General features: G+C 61.5%; 12 protein-coding genes. 9 read left to right on the top strand and 3 right to left on the bottom strand.

Translation table 11 applies throughout. From position 1 onward, the window contains the following. Nucleotides 1-63 precede the first annotated feature (63 nt). A complete protein-coding gene (locus SM766_RS13765) occupies nt 64-861 on the top strand; it encodes a lytic murein transglycosylase (RefSeq protein ID WP_368948124.1) in 798 nt (265 codons plus the stop codon). Nucleotides 862-1,190: 329 nt separating this feature from the next. After that, a complete protein-coding gene (locus SM766_RS13760) occupies nt 1,191-2,216 on the top strand; it encodes a hypothetical protein (protein WP_368948123.1) in 1,026 nt (341 codons plus the stop codon). 43 nt (nt 2,217-2,259) lie between these two features. On the opposite strand, the gene SM766_RS13755 is transcribed toward SM766_RS13760, so the two are convergent. Both SM766_RS13755 and SM766_RS13750 read right to left on the bottom strand, forming a co-directional pair. After that, entirely contained in the window at nt 2,260-3,030 is a 771-nt protein-coding gene (locus SM766_RS13755) for a heme-dependent oxidative N-demethylase family protein (RefSeq protein ID WP_368948122.1), read from the bottom strand. Between the two features lie 117 nt (nt 3,031-3,147). Beyond that, nucleotides 3,148-3,696, bottom strand: a complete 549-nt coding sequence (locus SM766_RS13750) for an NUDIX hydrolase (RefSeq protein WP_368948121.1) — start codon at nt 3,694-3,696, stop codon at nt 3,148-3,150. A 102-nt stretch (nt 3,697-3,798) separates the two neighbouring features. Between SM766_RS13750 and SM766_RS13745 the strand changes: the two genes are divergently transcribed. From SM766_RS13745 to SM766_RS13720, 6 genes are all read left to right on the top strand, one after another. Then, on the top strand, nt 3,799-5,019 hold the full coding sequence (locus SM766_RS13745) for a bifunctional alpha/beta hydrolase/OsmC family protein (RefSeq protein WP_368948120.1): 1,221 nt from the start codon (nt 3,799-3,801) through the stop codon (nt 5,017-5,019). Between the two features lie 169 nt (nt 5,020-5,188). Further along, nucleotides 5,189-5,446 (top strand): DUF6455 family protein, encoded by a 258-nt coding sequence (locus SM766_RS13740; protein WP_347510069.1) that lies wholly within the window; start codon nt 5,189-5,191, stop codon nt 5,444-5,446. A 129-nt stretch (nt 5,447-5,575) separates the two neighbouring features. Further along, entirely contained in the window at nt 5,576-6,880 is a 1,305-nt protein-coding gene (purB, locus tag SM766_RS13735) for an adenylosuccinate lyase (protein WP_368948119.1), read from the top strand. 185 nt (nt 6,881-7,065) lie between these two features. Continuing rightward, a complete protein-coding gene (locus SM766_RS13730; RefSeq protein ID WP_368948118.1) occupies nt 7,066-7,614 on the top strand; it encodes a tetratricopeptide repeat protein in 549 nt (182 codons plus the stop codon). A gap of 77 nt (nt 7,615-7,691) precedes the next feature. Beyond that, entirely contained in the window at nt 7,692-8,837 is a 1,146-nt protein-coding gene (locus SM766_RS13725) for a flagellar motor switch protein FliG (protein ID WP_274833494.1), read from the top strand. A 127-nt stretch (nt 8,838-8,964) separates the two neighbouring features. Beyond that, entirely contained in the window at nt 8,965-9,888 is a 924-nt protein-coding gene (locus SM766_RS13720) for a lysophospholipid acyltransferase family protein (protein WP_368948117.1), read from the top strand. 44 nt (nt 9,889-9,932) lie between these two features. Here the strand turns inward: SM766_RS13720 and SM766_RS13715 are convergent, their stop codons facing one another. After that, nucleotides 9,933-10,640, bottom strand: a complete 708-nt coding sequence (locus SM766_RS13715; RefSeq protein WP_368948116.1) for a DUF1223 domain-containing protein — start codon at nt 10,638-10,640, stop codon at nt 9,933-9,935. A gap of 245 nt (nt 10,641-10,885) precedes the next feature. Here SM766_RS13715 and acnA point away from each other — a divergent pair, with 245 nt between their 5' ends. Continuing rightward, the gene (gene acnA / locus SM766_RS13710) at nt 10,886-13,573 is read left to right on the top strand and encodes an aconitate hydratase AcnA (RefSeq protein WP_274833489.1); all 2,688 of its coding nucleotides are present in this window, start codon (nt 10,886-10,888) and stop codon (nt 13,571-13,573) included. Nucleotides 13,574-13,604 lie beyond the last annotated feature (31 nt).

Below are 13,604 nucleotides of genomic sequence, written 5' to 3'. Positions count from 1 at the left end.
ATATTTCCTGCGCGGGAGCGGTAGGCTGGAGACATTCAGTTCCAGTTTCCGAAAGCTCCCACCATGCGTGTTTTACCCGTTCTCTGCCTGTCCCTGACTTCTTTGCTGCCGGTCGCCTCTGTGGCCGCCTCCTGTGGCAATAACTCTGCGGGCTTTGCCAGCTGGAAGGCAGAGTTTGCGGCCGAGGCCAAGCGCGCAGGCGTCAAGGGCAAGGGACTAAAGGCACTGGCACAGGCACAGTACGCCAGCCGCACCATCGCCGCCGACCGCAATCAGAAAAGCTTTCGCTATAGCCTTGAGAAATTCATGCAGCTGCGCGGCTCAACCACGATTGTTGCGCAGGGGCGCAAACGCAAGGCCCGCAACCCACAATTCTACGCGGCGCTGGAAAAGAAATACGGCGTGCCCGCAGGTGTCCTGATCGCCATTCACGGCATGGAAACCGCCTTTGGCCATTTCATGGGGGACAGTCAGGTGGTTTCGGCCATCGTGACCCTGACCTACGATTGCCGCCGCTCTGATTTCTTCCGGCCCCATGCCATCGGCGCGCTGAAGCTGGTGGATCAGGGCGCGATCACACCCGCGACACTCGGCGCCAAACATGGCGAGCTCGGCCATACGCAATTCCTGCCCGGAAATGCGCTGACCTATGGCGTGGACTGGACCCGTGACGGGCGCGTTGATTTCTATGATCAACAGGATGCGTTGGCCTCGACCGCGAATTACCTGCGCAAGAAAGGCTGGAAACGGGGCAAGGGATACCAGCCGGGGCAGCCGAATTACAAAGTCCTGAAACAATGGAATGCGGCAACCGTTTATCAGCAATCACTGGCCATCATGGGGCAGCAGATCGACGGCTGAATCTCGGGCTTGGCGCGCGGCCGCGGATTTCCGGCAAGGGCGCCAACTGAGTCCATTCCCCCATACTGCGAACAGTCCGTCCATTTGCCGTGCATTGTAATCACTATGGCATCAACATGGCCGCAGGGCGCCCGGTTTCAGCCACATTCGGCGGGGGCTTGCGCCAAACACGACTGACATCACATTGTTTTTATTTGAGTAAAAATTTACCGACCTGCCCTGGCGGGATTTTTTACCCCGCCCCTCAGAACCTGTTCGGATGCCTCACTTTGTGCCTTTTCCCTTTGTAATATTGGGTTGACGGCACCCCGAACGAAGGAGGCTTGAGAATGACACAGGTAGAACAGTTCAAAGGCAGGCTCGGTTTCAAGGCCCGCAGCAACCGGCTCCTCAACAAGGGGCTGATCCAGGCGGTCGACATGCTTGAGGAATACGGCCACCCGATGGCGCAGATCAACACTCGGGCGGCAAACCGGGTCGAGATGGAAGGCGATCAGTACCGGGTTATCCTGCGGCTGCGGCGCCTACCGCTGCGGCTTGGCATGCATGTCCCGGCGGGCCTTTCTGCTCCGGCAATCTTCCTTGAGGTCACCATGGAGCGCCTCTACCCCAGCGGCAGCGATAGCGAGATCACCGAGATCCTGCTCGCGGTACTCCTGCGCCGTCTGGCCGAAACGCTATCGCCCACGGTGGTGTTCTGGCAGGACGCGCCCAAGGCGATGACCTGCGACGCTTTTCTCGGCGTCTTCAACCTGCATCACGCGGTAGACATGGCAGATACGGCAGAGGCGCAGGCCACGGCCGAAAGGACGCCGGGCTCCCTGCTCAGCCGCCCGGCGTCCGACAATATCCACCCACGTAGTGCCTTACCCCGGCGCCGCTCCGCCCGGACTGCCCTGCCAACGCCCTCCCCGTTCAAACCGACCGGAAAATCGCGGACCTCGGCAAAACTGTTTACCGCTCGCAGTGGCGCAAACCCGGCGCCCGTGGCCGAGAAGCCGCGCGGACGTTCCTGTTTCGCGCCAGTGGAGGCAATGGCAGATGATCTGGACCAGCAATGCGCCCGCCACGTGCGCACCGATCCAGCACACGCCGATCAGGTCGTGGATCTGTCGGGCCTAAAACCCGCTCAAGGCGGTGCGCGGGCGCAAGGCATCGTGACATGGGCTGCAACCGGACTGGTTGCGATGCTGTCGGCGCCCGCTGCCCTGCTGCTTTTGCTGGTTGAATTGCTCAGGGGCTCCCAGCTGACCCCGCGCAGGCAAGCCCTGAGCCTTGGTGTCTTTCTGGCCCTGCTGCAAAGTACGGAAATGGTTCAAGCCGCAGCAAAGGTCCTGAAGCTGCCTACCCCCTGAACTCCGGCCCCCCCGGACCAGAGGGCGCCTTGCCGGATGCAGCCTATACGGTCTCTATATCCTGCTCGTCCTGCTGCCATTGGCGCAGGACGTCGGCGCGGCTCAGCACGAAGGTGTGGATCGAAAAGACAACCGCGCGGGTGCGAGGCAGACGCAGAATGCTCTGTTTCTCGCTGCGCATGAACCCGGCTTCTTCGCTGCGCGGCTGTTCGCGCGGCGCATCGGCGCTGCGGGGCTGGTGCAGCATCGGATCGTGATACCACAGCGCATTGAACCGCCACAGCGGGCGATCCACCTGCACGCCGTCAAACAGCCGCTGCACCCGGGCCGCAATATTGGCGTCATAGCTGTCGACCGGCACGTGAATGGCAGTCAACGGACGCATGAATTTTTCAGACAATGTCCAGCTGGCCGGGAAACACAGAACCGCGCCGGTTAGCACGTGCTCCGCCGCGCCTTCGGGTTTCTCCAGAATGCAGAAATCCTGCTGGGTGATCCGGCCAAGGGTTCCCAGGGGATCCTGCCAATCGATCCGCACCGTCACCCCATCGGGGCGCTGCACTTGATCCTCAGGACCGGGGTACAGATGGGCCAGTACGCGTTCCAGCAATTCTTCGGCAGCGGGACGGCCGCCCTCGTCCAGCATCAGGACCTTGTCCCGGGCCGTGTCCAGCAGGCGCTCACGCTCCGCCATCTGGTCGCCAAAGGCACCATCCGAACGGAGCCAATCGGCCACCGGCAAGGGTTTGATCCCCGGCAGACGTTGCGAGGCAAGCGGGTTGTACGGGATCTGGGTCTGTAGAATCGCTGTCATGTTATGGTGCTAGCATAAATTTGATCAAAAGGAGGAGGCCCTGTGTCCCGTTCAGCCAAAAACCCCTAAAAAATCACGCGACCCACCGTCGCAGAGACAGGTTTAGGCGCACTGCCGTCAGCAGGCACTGGCCCCGCGCAAAAATCCCGGCAGTTTCTCACGCACTACCAGCACACTAGGCGCTGTTGTTCGCTCTTCCAGCCGGTCCACAGGTACCCACTCCAGCGCGTGGGATTCGTGGCTGACCTGAATTTCCCCCGCCGCAGCGCGAAACAGGAAGCGCACGTCATAGTGCAGATGTGCGCATTCTTTGGGCGATGCCGGAATTTCATGAATATCGACGTCAAACACCTGCTGCGACAACACCTCAAGCCGGGAAAGGCCACTTTCCTCATAGGCTTCCTTTTGAGCCACAAAGGGCGCATCGGAAATCCCGTCGCAATGGCCGCCGAGCTGCAGCCAGCGGTCCAGTTTTGCGTGGTGGGACAACAGGACAGAGGACATATCCGCAGAGAGAACAAAGGCCGAAGCGGTAACATGCCCGGTGGCCGGATCGCGATCAAAGGCGCGGGGTTCTGACGCGCAGAACCGGCCAAGACGGGACCACATGTCATGGTCGCGTGCTGTTTCAGGGCTGTACCCTCCGATGCCGATGATGTGCTCCATGGTCTCGCCCCTTCACCTTCACGTGTTATTTTCGGCCCGCGCCTTGCCGAACCCCGCCTGCTGCCGCACCTTAGGATCGAGAAAACCAAAGGCCAATCTTCCATGCCCACAGAACGCATCACGTTTCCCGGACACGCCGGGACCGCGCTAGCTGCGCGCCTCGACCTGCCCGAGGGGCCTGTCCTTGCCACCGCCCTGTTCGCACATTGCTTTACCTGCTCCAAGGACATCCCGGCCGCCCGGCGCATCGCGGGGCGTCTGGCCTCGATGGGTATTGCGGTTCTGCGCTTTGACTTTACCGGTCTTGGACATTCGGATGGGGAGTTCGAGAACACCAGCTTCTCCTCCAATGTCTCGGACCTGATTGCCGCCGCGCAGTATCTGGCGGGGCGTGATATGGCGCCGCAGCTGCTGATCGGGCATTCGCTGGGCGGCGCCGCGGTTCTGCGCGCCCGCGCGGGCATTCCTTCGGTGCGCGGTGTGGTGACCCTCGGCGCGCCTTATGATCCCGAACATGTGGCCCACAACTTTGGCTCCCAGCTGACCGAGATCGAAGCGGTCGGCGCCGCCGAAGTCTGCCTTGGCGGGCGTCCCTTCACCATTCGCCGCCAGTTTCTTGACGATATCCGCGCCAGCGCCTTGGGCCCCTGCATTGCAGGTCTGGATGCGGCCCTTCTGGTGATGCATGCCCCACGCGATGAAACCGTCGGGATCGACAACGCGGCCGAGATCTTTGCCGCCGCCAAACACCCCAAGAGCTTTGTCACGCTGGATGACGCGGACCATCTGATTTCCCGCGCGCAAGATGCCGAATACGCCGCCGAGGTGATTGCCGCCTGGGCCGGGCGCTATGTGGAGATGACACCGCCCGCCCCGCCCCCCGGCGCACCCGAGGGGATCGTGCGGGTTGCCGAAGCCGATCCCGAAGGCTTGCTGCAGGACATTCAGTCCGGCCCCCATCACCACGCGCTGGCCGATGAACCGCTGGCCTATGGCGGCACCAATCGGGGGATGTCCCCCTATGGTTTCGTCGCAGCGGGGCTTGGCGCCTGCACCTCGATGACCATCCGGATGTATGCCCGGCGCAAGGAATGGCCGCTTGACAGCGTTTCGGTCGATGTGTGCCACGACAAGGTGCACGCGCAGGATGCTGCCCCGGCGGGTCCGGCCAAGATCGATCAATTCACCCGGAAAATCAGCCTCTGCGGCACCCTGACACCGGATCAGCGCGCAAGGCTGCTGGAGATCGCCGACAAATGCCCGGTGCATCGTACATTGGAAAGCGGTGCCCGGGTGATCACGGTAGACATTTCGCCTCACTAAGTTCAGCGCTGCTGAGCGTAATCCATATACGATACGGACAGGCGGCTTTTTCGCCGCCCGTCCGCGCAATTCCTGCGCCGATTGATCGATATCAAGGCCCGCCACTCGTTCTTAGCCATGATCGCCTGCAATGTATTCGCACCCTTATTGGCACGACAGGAGACGCAACATGGGACTGGTGAAGAAACTGGAGCAAAGCTCGGACCTCGTGAACGGCATGGCCGACCGCCTTGGTATCGACATGGGCGAGATCATCGCTCGTGACCCGGAGCACGAAGGCCCCAAGCTGATGCGCGCCATCATGCGCTGCAGCCATTGCGACGATCAGGCAGGCTGCACCCAGTTGCAGGCGGATCAGGATCATCTGGACGCGGCCCCGGCCTATTGCCGCAACAAGGACGTCTTTGACCGTATCAGCCAGGGCTGACCCGATCAGCTAGGCTCCGCGGCGGGCGGACAATACGTCCCGCCCCCGCCGTGGCGGCTTGTTCCTTTGAGCAGAGCGGTCTATGACGCGGCGCAAGTGTTCCCGCAATTGCGAAAGGTGTTTCCGCCGATGATCCCCCGTTATGCCCGCCCCGACATGGTCGCCATCTGGTCACCCGAGACCAAATTCCGCATCTGGTACGAGATCGAGGCGCACGCCTGTGACGCGATGGCCGATCTGGGCGTGATCCCGCGTGAAAACGCCGACGCCGTCTGGAAGGCCAAGGACGTGGAATTCGACGTCGCCCGTATCGACGAGATCGAAGCCGTCACCAAACACGACGTCATCGCCTTCCTGACCCACCTTGCAGAGCACGTGGGCAGCGAAGAAGCGCGTTTCGTGCACCAGGGCATGACCTCCTCCGACGTGCTGGACACCTGCCTCAACGTGCAACTGGTGCGCGCCGCCGACATCCTGCTGGCCGATATGGACAACCTGCTGGCGGCGCTGAAGAAACGCGCGATGGAGCACAAGAACACCGTGCGCGTCGGCCGCAGCCACGGCATCCACGCCGAACCCACCACCATGGGGCTGACCTTTGCCCGTTTTTATGCCGAGATGGACCGCAACAAGGCGCGCCTGCAGCGGGCCCGCGAAGAGATCGCCACCGGCGCGATTTCCGGCGCGGTCGGCACCTTTGCCAATATCGACCCCGCGGTGGAAGAGCACGTCTGCGAGAAACTGGGCCTAAAGCCCGAACCGATTTCGACCCAGGTCATCCCGCGCGACCGTCACGCGATGTTCTTTGCCACGCTGGGCGTCATCGCCTCCTCGATCGAGAATGTCGCCATCGAGATCCGCCACATGCAGCGGACCGAAGTTCTGGAAGGCGCGGAATTCTTTTCGATGGGCCAGAAAGGCTCCTCGGCGATGCCGCACAAGAAGAACCCGGTGCTGACCGAGAACCTGACAGGTCTGGCCCGTCTTGTGCGCATGACCGTGATCCCGGCGATGGAGAACGTGGCGCTGTGGCACGAGCGCGATATTTCGCATTCCTCGGTCGAGCGCGGCATCGGCCCGGACGCCACTGTGACGCTGGACTTTGCCCTGAACCGTCTGACCGGCGTCATCGACAAGATGCTGATCTTCCCCGAGAACATGCTGGAAAACATGAACAAGTTCCCGGGTTTGGTGATGTCGCAGCGGGTGCTGCTGGCGCTGACGCAAGCGGGCGTGTCCCGCGAAGACGCCTATTCCATGGTGCAGCGCAACGCGCTGAAGGTCTGGGAAGAGCGCCTTGATTTCCAGGAATTGCTGCTTGCAGACCCCGAGGTTGTCGCTGCCCTCGGCGAAGATGGCATCAAGGAAAAATTCGACATGGGTTATCACACCAAACATGTCGACACGATCTTCAAACGGGTGTTCGGCGCCTGAACCGCCTTCCCGTCTTCCAGATGACGACGCCCCGCCAAAATGGCGGGGCGTTTTTAATTTACGCACCCGCCACTGGGCAAATATTCGCCAGAGAGTACCGGAAGCTCCCTTATCCTGGGAATTCCCCTCCACTGAGCCGGTAAATCAGGCTAGATTCCCTCCATAACCCGTAATGAGGATCCCCAATGCGTGCCATCGTTCTTGCAACCGTGATGTCCCTGCCCGCGATGTCACTTTCCGGGGCAGCCTTTGCCGCTGGCGACAATACCTTCACGGCTCCGACCACCACGCAAACCACCAAGGAATGCACCGGAGCGCAGGTCTGGGACGAAAAAAAAGGCAAATGCGTAGACGCCAAGGATTCGGCGCTGGATGCCGATACGCTGTATGACGCGGTGCGTGAACTGGCCTATGCGGGCCGACTGAAAAACGCGCAAATGGTTCTGGCCGCGATGCCGGATCAAAGCGAAGGTCGGGTCCTGACCTACTGGGGCTTCACCGCCCGTAAGCTCGGCCAGCCAGATGAGGCCAACGCCTATTACCAGCGCGCCATTGCTACCGATCCCGACAACCTTCTGGCCCGCTCCTATATGGGGCAAGGCTTTGTCGAGGAAGGAAAACTGGGGCTGGCCCTGGCACAGTGGAAGGAAATCCGTGCGCGTGGCGGCACTGGCAGCTGGCCTGAGGTCTCGCTCTACAAGGCACTGCAGAGCGGACAAACCTCAAGCTATTGAGCTTTAGTCTTTCTTTACCGCTAATGGCCTATCTTGATCCCAACAGAAAGAGAATCTTTTTGGCAAGGGTCCTATAGATGCAAGACGACCAGATGTTGGCGCTCCCCATGGCGACAGGCGGTGATGGATTGGGAGATTTTTCGGCTCCGGCTCCGCTTGGTGGAATGGGGGGAGGAATGGATAGTCCCATGGGTGGATCGCTCGGCGGCTCCGCTTCCCATCTGAGCGGCAAGGCAAAGGCGGCGATCGTCGTACGCCTGCTGCTGAACGAAGGCGCCGACATCCCGATTGAAGAACTGCCCGATGAGCTGCAGATGGAACTGACCCAGCAGATGGGGAAGATGCGCATCGTCGACCGCGAAACGCTCTATGCCGTTGCCAGCGAGTTTGCCGAAATGCTCGACAACGTTGGCCTGACCTTCCCCAACGGGCTGGCTGGCGCACTGACCGCCATGGATGGCAAGATCAGCCGCCATACCGCCAGTCGCCTACGCAAAGAGGCCGGCGTGCGACAATTCGGCAATCCATGGGACCGTCTGAAACAGCTTGCACCCGAAGATCTCGCCTCGCTCGCCGAAGCAGAAAGCACCGAAGTTGCGGCCGTGCTGCTGTCGAAACTCGACACCGCCAAGGCCGCACAGATGCTGGCTGCCTTGCCCGGCCCCGTGGCCCGGAAAATCGCCTATGCCGTCAGCCATACCAAAAACGTGACCCCGGACACCGTCGACCGGATCGGCCTGTCCCTGGCCGCGCAGGTGGAGGCCCGCCCGGATCTGGCCTTTGACACCACCCCGGGCCAGCGCGTCGGCGCCATCCTGACCGAAGCCGCCGCAGCCAAACGGGACGAGGTTCTGACCGCACTGGAAGAAGAAGACGAGGAATTCGCCGGCGACGTGCGAAAGGCGATCTTCACCTACGGCCTGATCGCTGAGCGCATGCACCCGCTGGATGTACCCAAGCTGATGCGCGTGCTGTCCCAGCCCGATGTGGTCACCGCCATCGCCTTTGCTAGCGCGGAAGAGGACGTTGCCTCTAGCGAATTCCTGCTGGAAAACATGTCGAACCGCATGGCCAACAACATCCGTGAAGAAGTCACCGAACGCGGCAAGGTCAAACGCGCCGATGGCGAAATCGCCTTCAGCCTGATCGTCAACGCCATGCGCGATCTGGTGAACAACGGGGAAATCGAGCTGAGGTCCGAGGACGGCGAAGAGGACGAGTAAGTCCTGATCTCTCCCGCCGTCTCTACCAATACGCTTCGGGTACCCGGCTGACGGCTTGTACACAATGGCGGCCGGGATTAAGTAGACATGCTCTATGTGATCCCAGCCCAGCAGGCCCATACCCACAATGCCCGTCGCCGCCTCCGAGCTTTCTCCGGCCCAAAAAGCAAAGTATTTTGCCAGCAATCTTTTTTTGCGTGGCGTGATCGGCGCCATGGGGCTGATCCCCTATCGCACGCGGCTGGCGGCCATGGGTCGTCTGGTGCGCGCCGCCGCGCCGCTGGCGGGCTTTGACCGGCGGATCCGTGACAATCTGGCCCTTGTCTGCCCCGACCTGCCGCCCGAGGAAGTGGACCGGCTCTGCCGCGAAGTCCCCGACAACGCCGGGCGCACCTTTGCCGAGCTCTATGCAGGCGCACCCTTCCTTGCCCGCGCCAAGGCTGCGCCAATCACCGGTGAGGGTCTGACCGCGCTCGAGAAAGCACGCGCTGACGGGCGCCCTGTGATTCTGGTCACCGGTCATTTCGGAAATTATGACGCTGCCCGGGCCGGGTTGATCGCACACGGTTTCCCGATGGGGTCGCTCTACCGGCGCATGGCCAACCCCTATTTCAATGATCACTACGTCCGTGCCATCGAAGGCAACGGCAAACCGATGTTCGAGCAGGGCAAACGCGGCATGGTCGAAATGGTCCGCCATCTGAAAAAGGGTGGCAATATCGCCATCGTCGCCGACCTGCACGTGCATGGCGGCGAGGAGATCCCATTCTTCGGCAAGCCTGCCGTCACCTCTACCGTTCCTGCGGAACTGGCGCTGAAATACGGCGCGGCACTGATCCCGGTCTACGGCATCCGGCAACCCAATGGCGTTGATTTCGAAATCCACCTCAACCCGGAAATTCCGGCGTCAGATCCCATCACCATGACCCGCGCGATCTGCGACGATCTGGAAAGCGTCATCCGCAAGCATATGGGGCAGTGGTTCTGGATCCACCGGCGCTGGAAAGCATACACGCCGCCAAAAAAGCCCAATACCGATCCCGCGGGATAATGCCGACCACGGCAGATACAGGCGCCCCCAGGAATTGGCGCTGATTACTTCAGCTGCGCGGCGGCTACGATGGGGCCGCTGCCAGCCTCTTGCACCAGCACGGCAAGCGACTGATCCCCGGGCAGCGGTACCGTCAGTTTCAGACCCTCCTGCCCGTCCCATTCAGCGACCTGCTGCCAATCCTCGACGATATTGGCATAGGCCATGGTCCGCCCTGCCAGCTCTCCGCGGCTGATCGACACCCGGCGCAGCGGCGTGAACCGCACCACATCAACCCGCAGCGCCCCTTTGGGCAGCGCGCCGCGAGCCTGCACCGAGATTTCGACACCGGCCGCCGTTGCCGTCAGATCCAGCGCCACCGGCTGCGCGCCGGTCTGGTGCCGTTTGATCGCATCACCCACTTTCAGCGGGTCGGCGGCATGAACATCCTCTTGCCCCATCACGATCATCTGCGGAGTATGAACCATGTTACGGCCCATCGCCCGGGCATAATCCTTTTGCCGCTGAGTATAGGCCGGATCGGCAAAGACGTCCTTCCAGCCGATGTAATCCCAGTAGTCGACATGGAACGCCAGCGCCAGAACGTCCTCGCGTTCTACCAGTTTGTGCATCAGGGCATCGGCCGGCGGGCAGGACGCACAGCCCTGCGAGGTAAAGAGCTCCACTACCACCGGCTGATCCACCTCTTCCGCACGGATCGCGGCAGGCATCGCAAGGCACAACACACTGGCAAGAGCGGCAAAACGCATCATTGTTCGGAGTACCCCTTTGGTCGTGATCCGCAGGCCAACTCTCGCTGGCCCCCCGGTGTACCCCAACCCAATTCTGAACACCAATCAATCATTCTTGAGACTTGGTTTACCCTTTGCATGCGCTCTTGTGTACTATTGCATACAAAAAATGCACCAGATGGCGTTTCCCCTATTGAAAGAAGGCCGAACCTGTTGCAGATAGCCTGCAGCGAATTCCCCATTATCACATCCAGAGGGAGGCCAACATGCCTATCACCGTCGGACAGGACAATGCCAAGACGCGCCGCACGCTCAGCGCCGGTGGCAAGTCGATTTCCTATTACTCGATCCCCGCAGCCACCGAAGCCGGCCTCGGCGATTTCTCGAAATTGCCGGCGGCGCTGAAGGTCGTTCTGGAAAACATGCTGCGCTTTGAAGACGGCGGTTTCTCGGTCTCGCTCGAAGACATCAAGGCCTTTGCGGAATGGGGCGCCAACGGCGGCCAGAACCCGCGCGAAATCGCCTATCGCCCGGCCCGCGTGCTGATGCAGGATTTCACCGGCGTTCCCGCCGTTGTGGACCTTGCCGCCATGCGCGACGGCATCAAGGCGCTGGGTGGCGACGCCCAGAAGATCAACCCGCTGAACCCGGTTGATCTGGTCATCGACCACTCGGTCATGATCGACGAATTCGGCAACCCGCGCGCGTTCCAGATGAACGTGGACCGCGAGTATGAGCGCAACATGGAGCGCTACCAGTTCCTGAAATGGGGTCAGGGCGCCTTCAACAACTTCCGCGTTGTGCCTCCGGGAACCGGCATCTGCCACCAGGTGAACCTGGAATACCTGGCCCAGACCATCTGGACCGACACCGATCAGGACGGCAATGAAGTCGCCTACCCCGACACACTGGTCGGCACCGACAGTCACACCACCATGGTCAACGGCGCGGCCGTTCTGGGCTGGGGTGTTGGCGGCATCGAAGCCGAAGCCGCGATGCTGGGTCAGCCGATCTCGATGCTGATCCCCGAAGTCATCGGGTTTGAACTGACCGGCGACATGGTCGAAGGCACCACCGGCACCGACCTGGTTCTGAAAGTCGTGGAAATGCTGCGCCAAAAAGGCGTTGTGGGCAAATTCGTCGAATTCTACGGCGAAGGTCTGGACCGTCTGCCGCTGGCGGACCGTGCCACCATCGCCAACATGGCACCGGAATATGGCGCGACCTGCGGCTTCTTCCCGATCGACGCGGAAACCATCCGTTACCTGCGCAACACCGGCCGCGACGAAGACCGTATCGCGCTGGTCGAAGCCTACGCCAAGGAAAACGGTTTCTGGCGCGATGCGGATTACGCACCGGTCTACACCGACACGCTGTCCCTCGACATGAGCAGCATCGTTCCGGCAATCTCCGGTCCCAAGCGTCCGCAGGACTACGTGCCGCTGACCAACGCCCAAGCCGCCTTCCGTCAGGAGATGGAAAACACCTTCAAACGCCCGATGGGCAAGGAAGTGGCCGTCAAAGGCGAAGATTACACCATGGAATCCGGCAAGGTCGTGATCGCCTCGATCACCTCCTGCACCAACACCTCCAACCCCTACGTGATGATCGGCGCGGGTCTGGTTGCGAAAAAGGCGCATGAGCTGGGCCTGAACCGCAAGCCCTGGGTGAAAACCTCGCTGGCGCCGGGTTCGCAGGTGGTGTCCGAGTACCTTGAGGCCGCAGGCCTGCAAGAGCATCTGGACGCTGTCGGCTTCAACCTCGTTGGCTATGGCTGCACCACCTGTATCGGTAACTCCGGTCCGATCCAGCAGGAACTCTCCGACGCCATCGCCGAAGGCGATCTGGTGGCAACCTCGGTCCTGTCGGGCAACCGCAACTTCGAAGGCCGCATCAGCCCCGATGTGCGCGCCAACTACCTGGCCTCGCCGCCGCTGGTTGTCGCCTATGCGCTGGCAGGCACCATGGACATCGATCTGGCCAACGACCCGATCGCCCAAACTGCCGATGGCAAGGACGTCTACCTGAAAGACATCTGGCCCTCGACACAGGAAGTCGCGGACCTCGTGCAAGAAACCGTAACCCGCGAGGCCTTCCTGTCGAAATACGCCGATGTGTTCAAAGGCGACGAAAAATGGCAGGCGGTCGAAACCACCGATGCGGAGACCTATGACTGGCCCGCAACGTCGACCTACATCCAGAACCCGCCCTACTTCCAGGGCATGGGTACCGAGCCGGGCACCATCTCGAACATCGAGGGCGCCAAGCCGCTCTTGATCCTGGGCGACATGGTCACCACCGACCACATCTCCCCGGCGGGTTCTTTTGCGACCACCACCCCGGCCGGTCAGTACCTGATCGAACGTCAGGTGGCCCCGCGTGAGTTCAACTCCTACGGTTCGCGTCGCGGCAACCACGAGATCATGATGCGCGGCACCTTTGCCAACATCCGCATCAAGAACGAGATGCTGGACGGCGTTGAAGGTGGTTACACCAAAGGCCCCGATGGCGAGCAGACCTCGATCTACGAAGCCTCGATGGCCTATCAGGAAGCGGGCACTCCGCTGGTCGTCTTTGGCGGTGAACAGTACGGCGCGGGCTCCTCGCGTGACTGGGCTGCAAAAGGCACCGCGCTGCTGGGCGTCAAGGCCGTGATCGCCGAAAGCTTTGAGCGTATCCACCGTTCCAATCTGGTTGGCATGGGCGTTATCCCGTTCGAGTTCACCGCTGGCGACACCCGCAAGTCGCTGAACCTGACTGGTGACGAAACCGTATCGATCCGAGGCCTCGACACCATCGAGCCGCAGCAGGAAGTACCCTGCGACATCACCTACGCAGATGGCACCACCAAGACCATCACGCTGAAGTGCCGCATCGATACCGCGCCCGAGATCGAGTACATCGAACACGGCGGCGTGCTGCACTACGTGCTGCGCAACCTCGCGAAGTCGTAAGGCCCGCGCCACATGGAATTGCAAAAGGCGG

Origin of the sequence: Pseudophaeobacter sp. A-200-2, from assembly GCF_041008815.1 — a bacterium.
GTDB lineage: Bacteria > Pseudomonadota > Alphaproteobacteria > Rhodobacterales > Rhodobacteraceae > Phycobacter > Phycobacter gallaeciensis_A.
The sequence above is the reverse complement of the archived record's forward strand: the minus strand, read 5'-3'. Positions and strand labels throughout refer to the sequence as shown.

Bases quoted from the DNA above. Each gene is read 5' to 3' on its own strand.
- SM766_RS13765 (WP_368948124.1), top strand. From the start codon at position 64: ATGCGTGTTTTACCCGTTCTCTGCCTGTCCCTGACTTCTTTGCTGCCG.
- SM766_RS13760 (WP_368948123.1), top strand. From the start codon at position 1,191: ATGACACAGGTAGAACAGTTCAAAGGCAGGCTCGGTTTCAAGGCCCGC.
- SM766_RS13755 (WP_368948122.1), bottom strand. From the start codon at position 3,030: ATGACAGCGATTCTACAGACCCAGATCCCGTACAACCCGCTTGCCTCG.
- SM766_RS13750 (WP_368948121.1), bottom strand. From the start codon at position 3,696: ATGGAGCACATCATCGGCATCGGAGGGTACAGCCCTGAAACAGCACGC.
- SM766_RS13745 (WP_368948120.1), top strand. From the start codon at position 3,799: ATGCCCACAGAACGCATCACGTTTCCCGGACACGCCGGGACCGCGCTA.
- SM766_RS13740 (WP_347510069.1), top strand. From the start codon at position 5,189: ATGGGACTGGTGAAGAAACTGGAGCAAAGCTCGGACCTCGTGAACGGC.
- purB (WP_368948119.1), top strand. From the start codon at position 5,576: ATGATCCCCCGTTATGCCCGCCCCGACATGGTCGCCATCTGGTCACCC.
- SM766_RS13730 (WP_368948118.1), top strand. From the start codon at position 7,066: ATGCGTGCCATCGTTCTTGCAACCGTGATGTCCCTGCCCGCGATGTCA.
- SM766_RS13725 (WP_274833494.1), top strand. From the start codon at position 7,692: ATGCAAGACGACCAGATGTTGGCGCTCCCCATGGCGACAGGCGGTGAT.
- SM766_RS13720 (WP_368948117.1), top strand. From the start codon at position 8,965: ATGCCCGTCGCCGCCTCCGAGCTTTCTCCGGCCCAAAAAGCAAAGTAT.
- SM766_RS13715 (WP_368948116.1), bottom strand. From the start codon at position 10,640: ATGATGCGTTTTGCCGCTCTTGCCAGTGTGTTGTGCCTTGCGATGCCT.
- acnA (WP_274833489.1), top strand. From the start codon at position 10,886: ATGCCTATCACCGTCGGACAGGACAATGCCAAGACGCGCCGCACGCTC.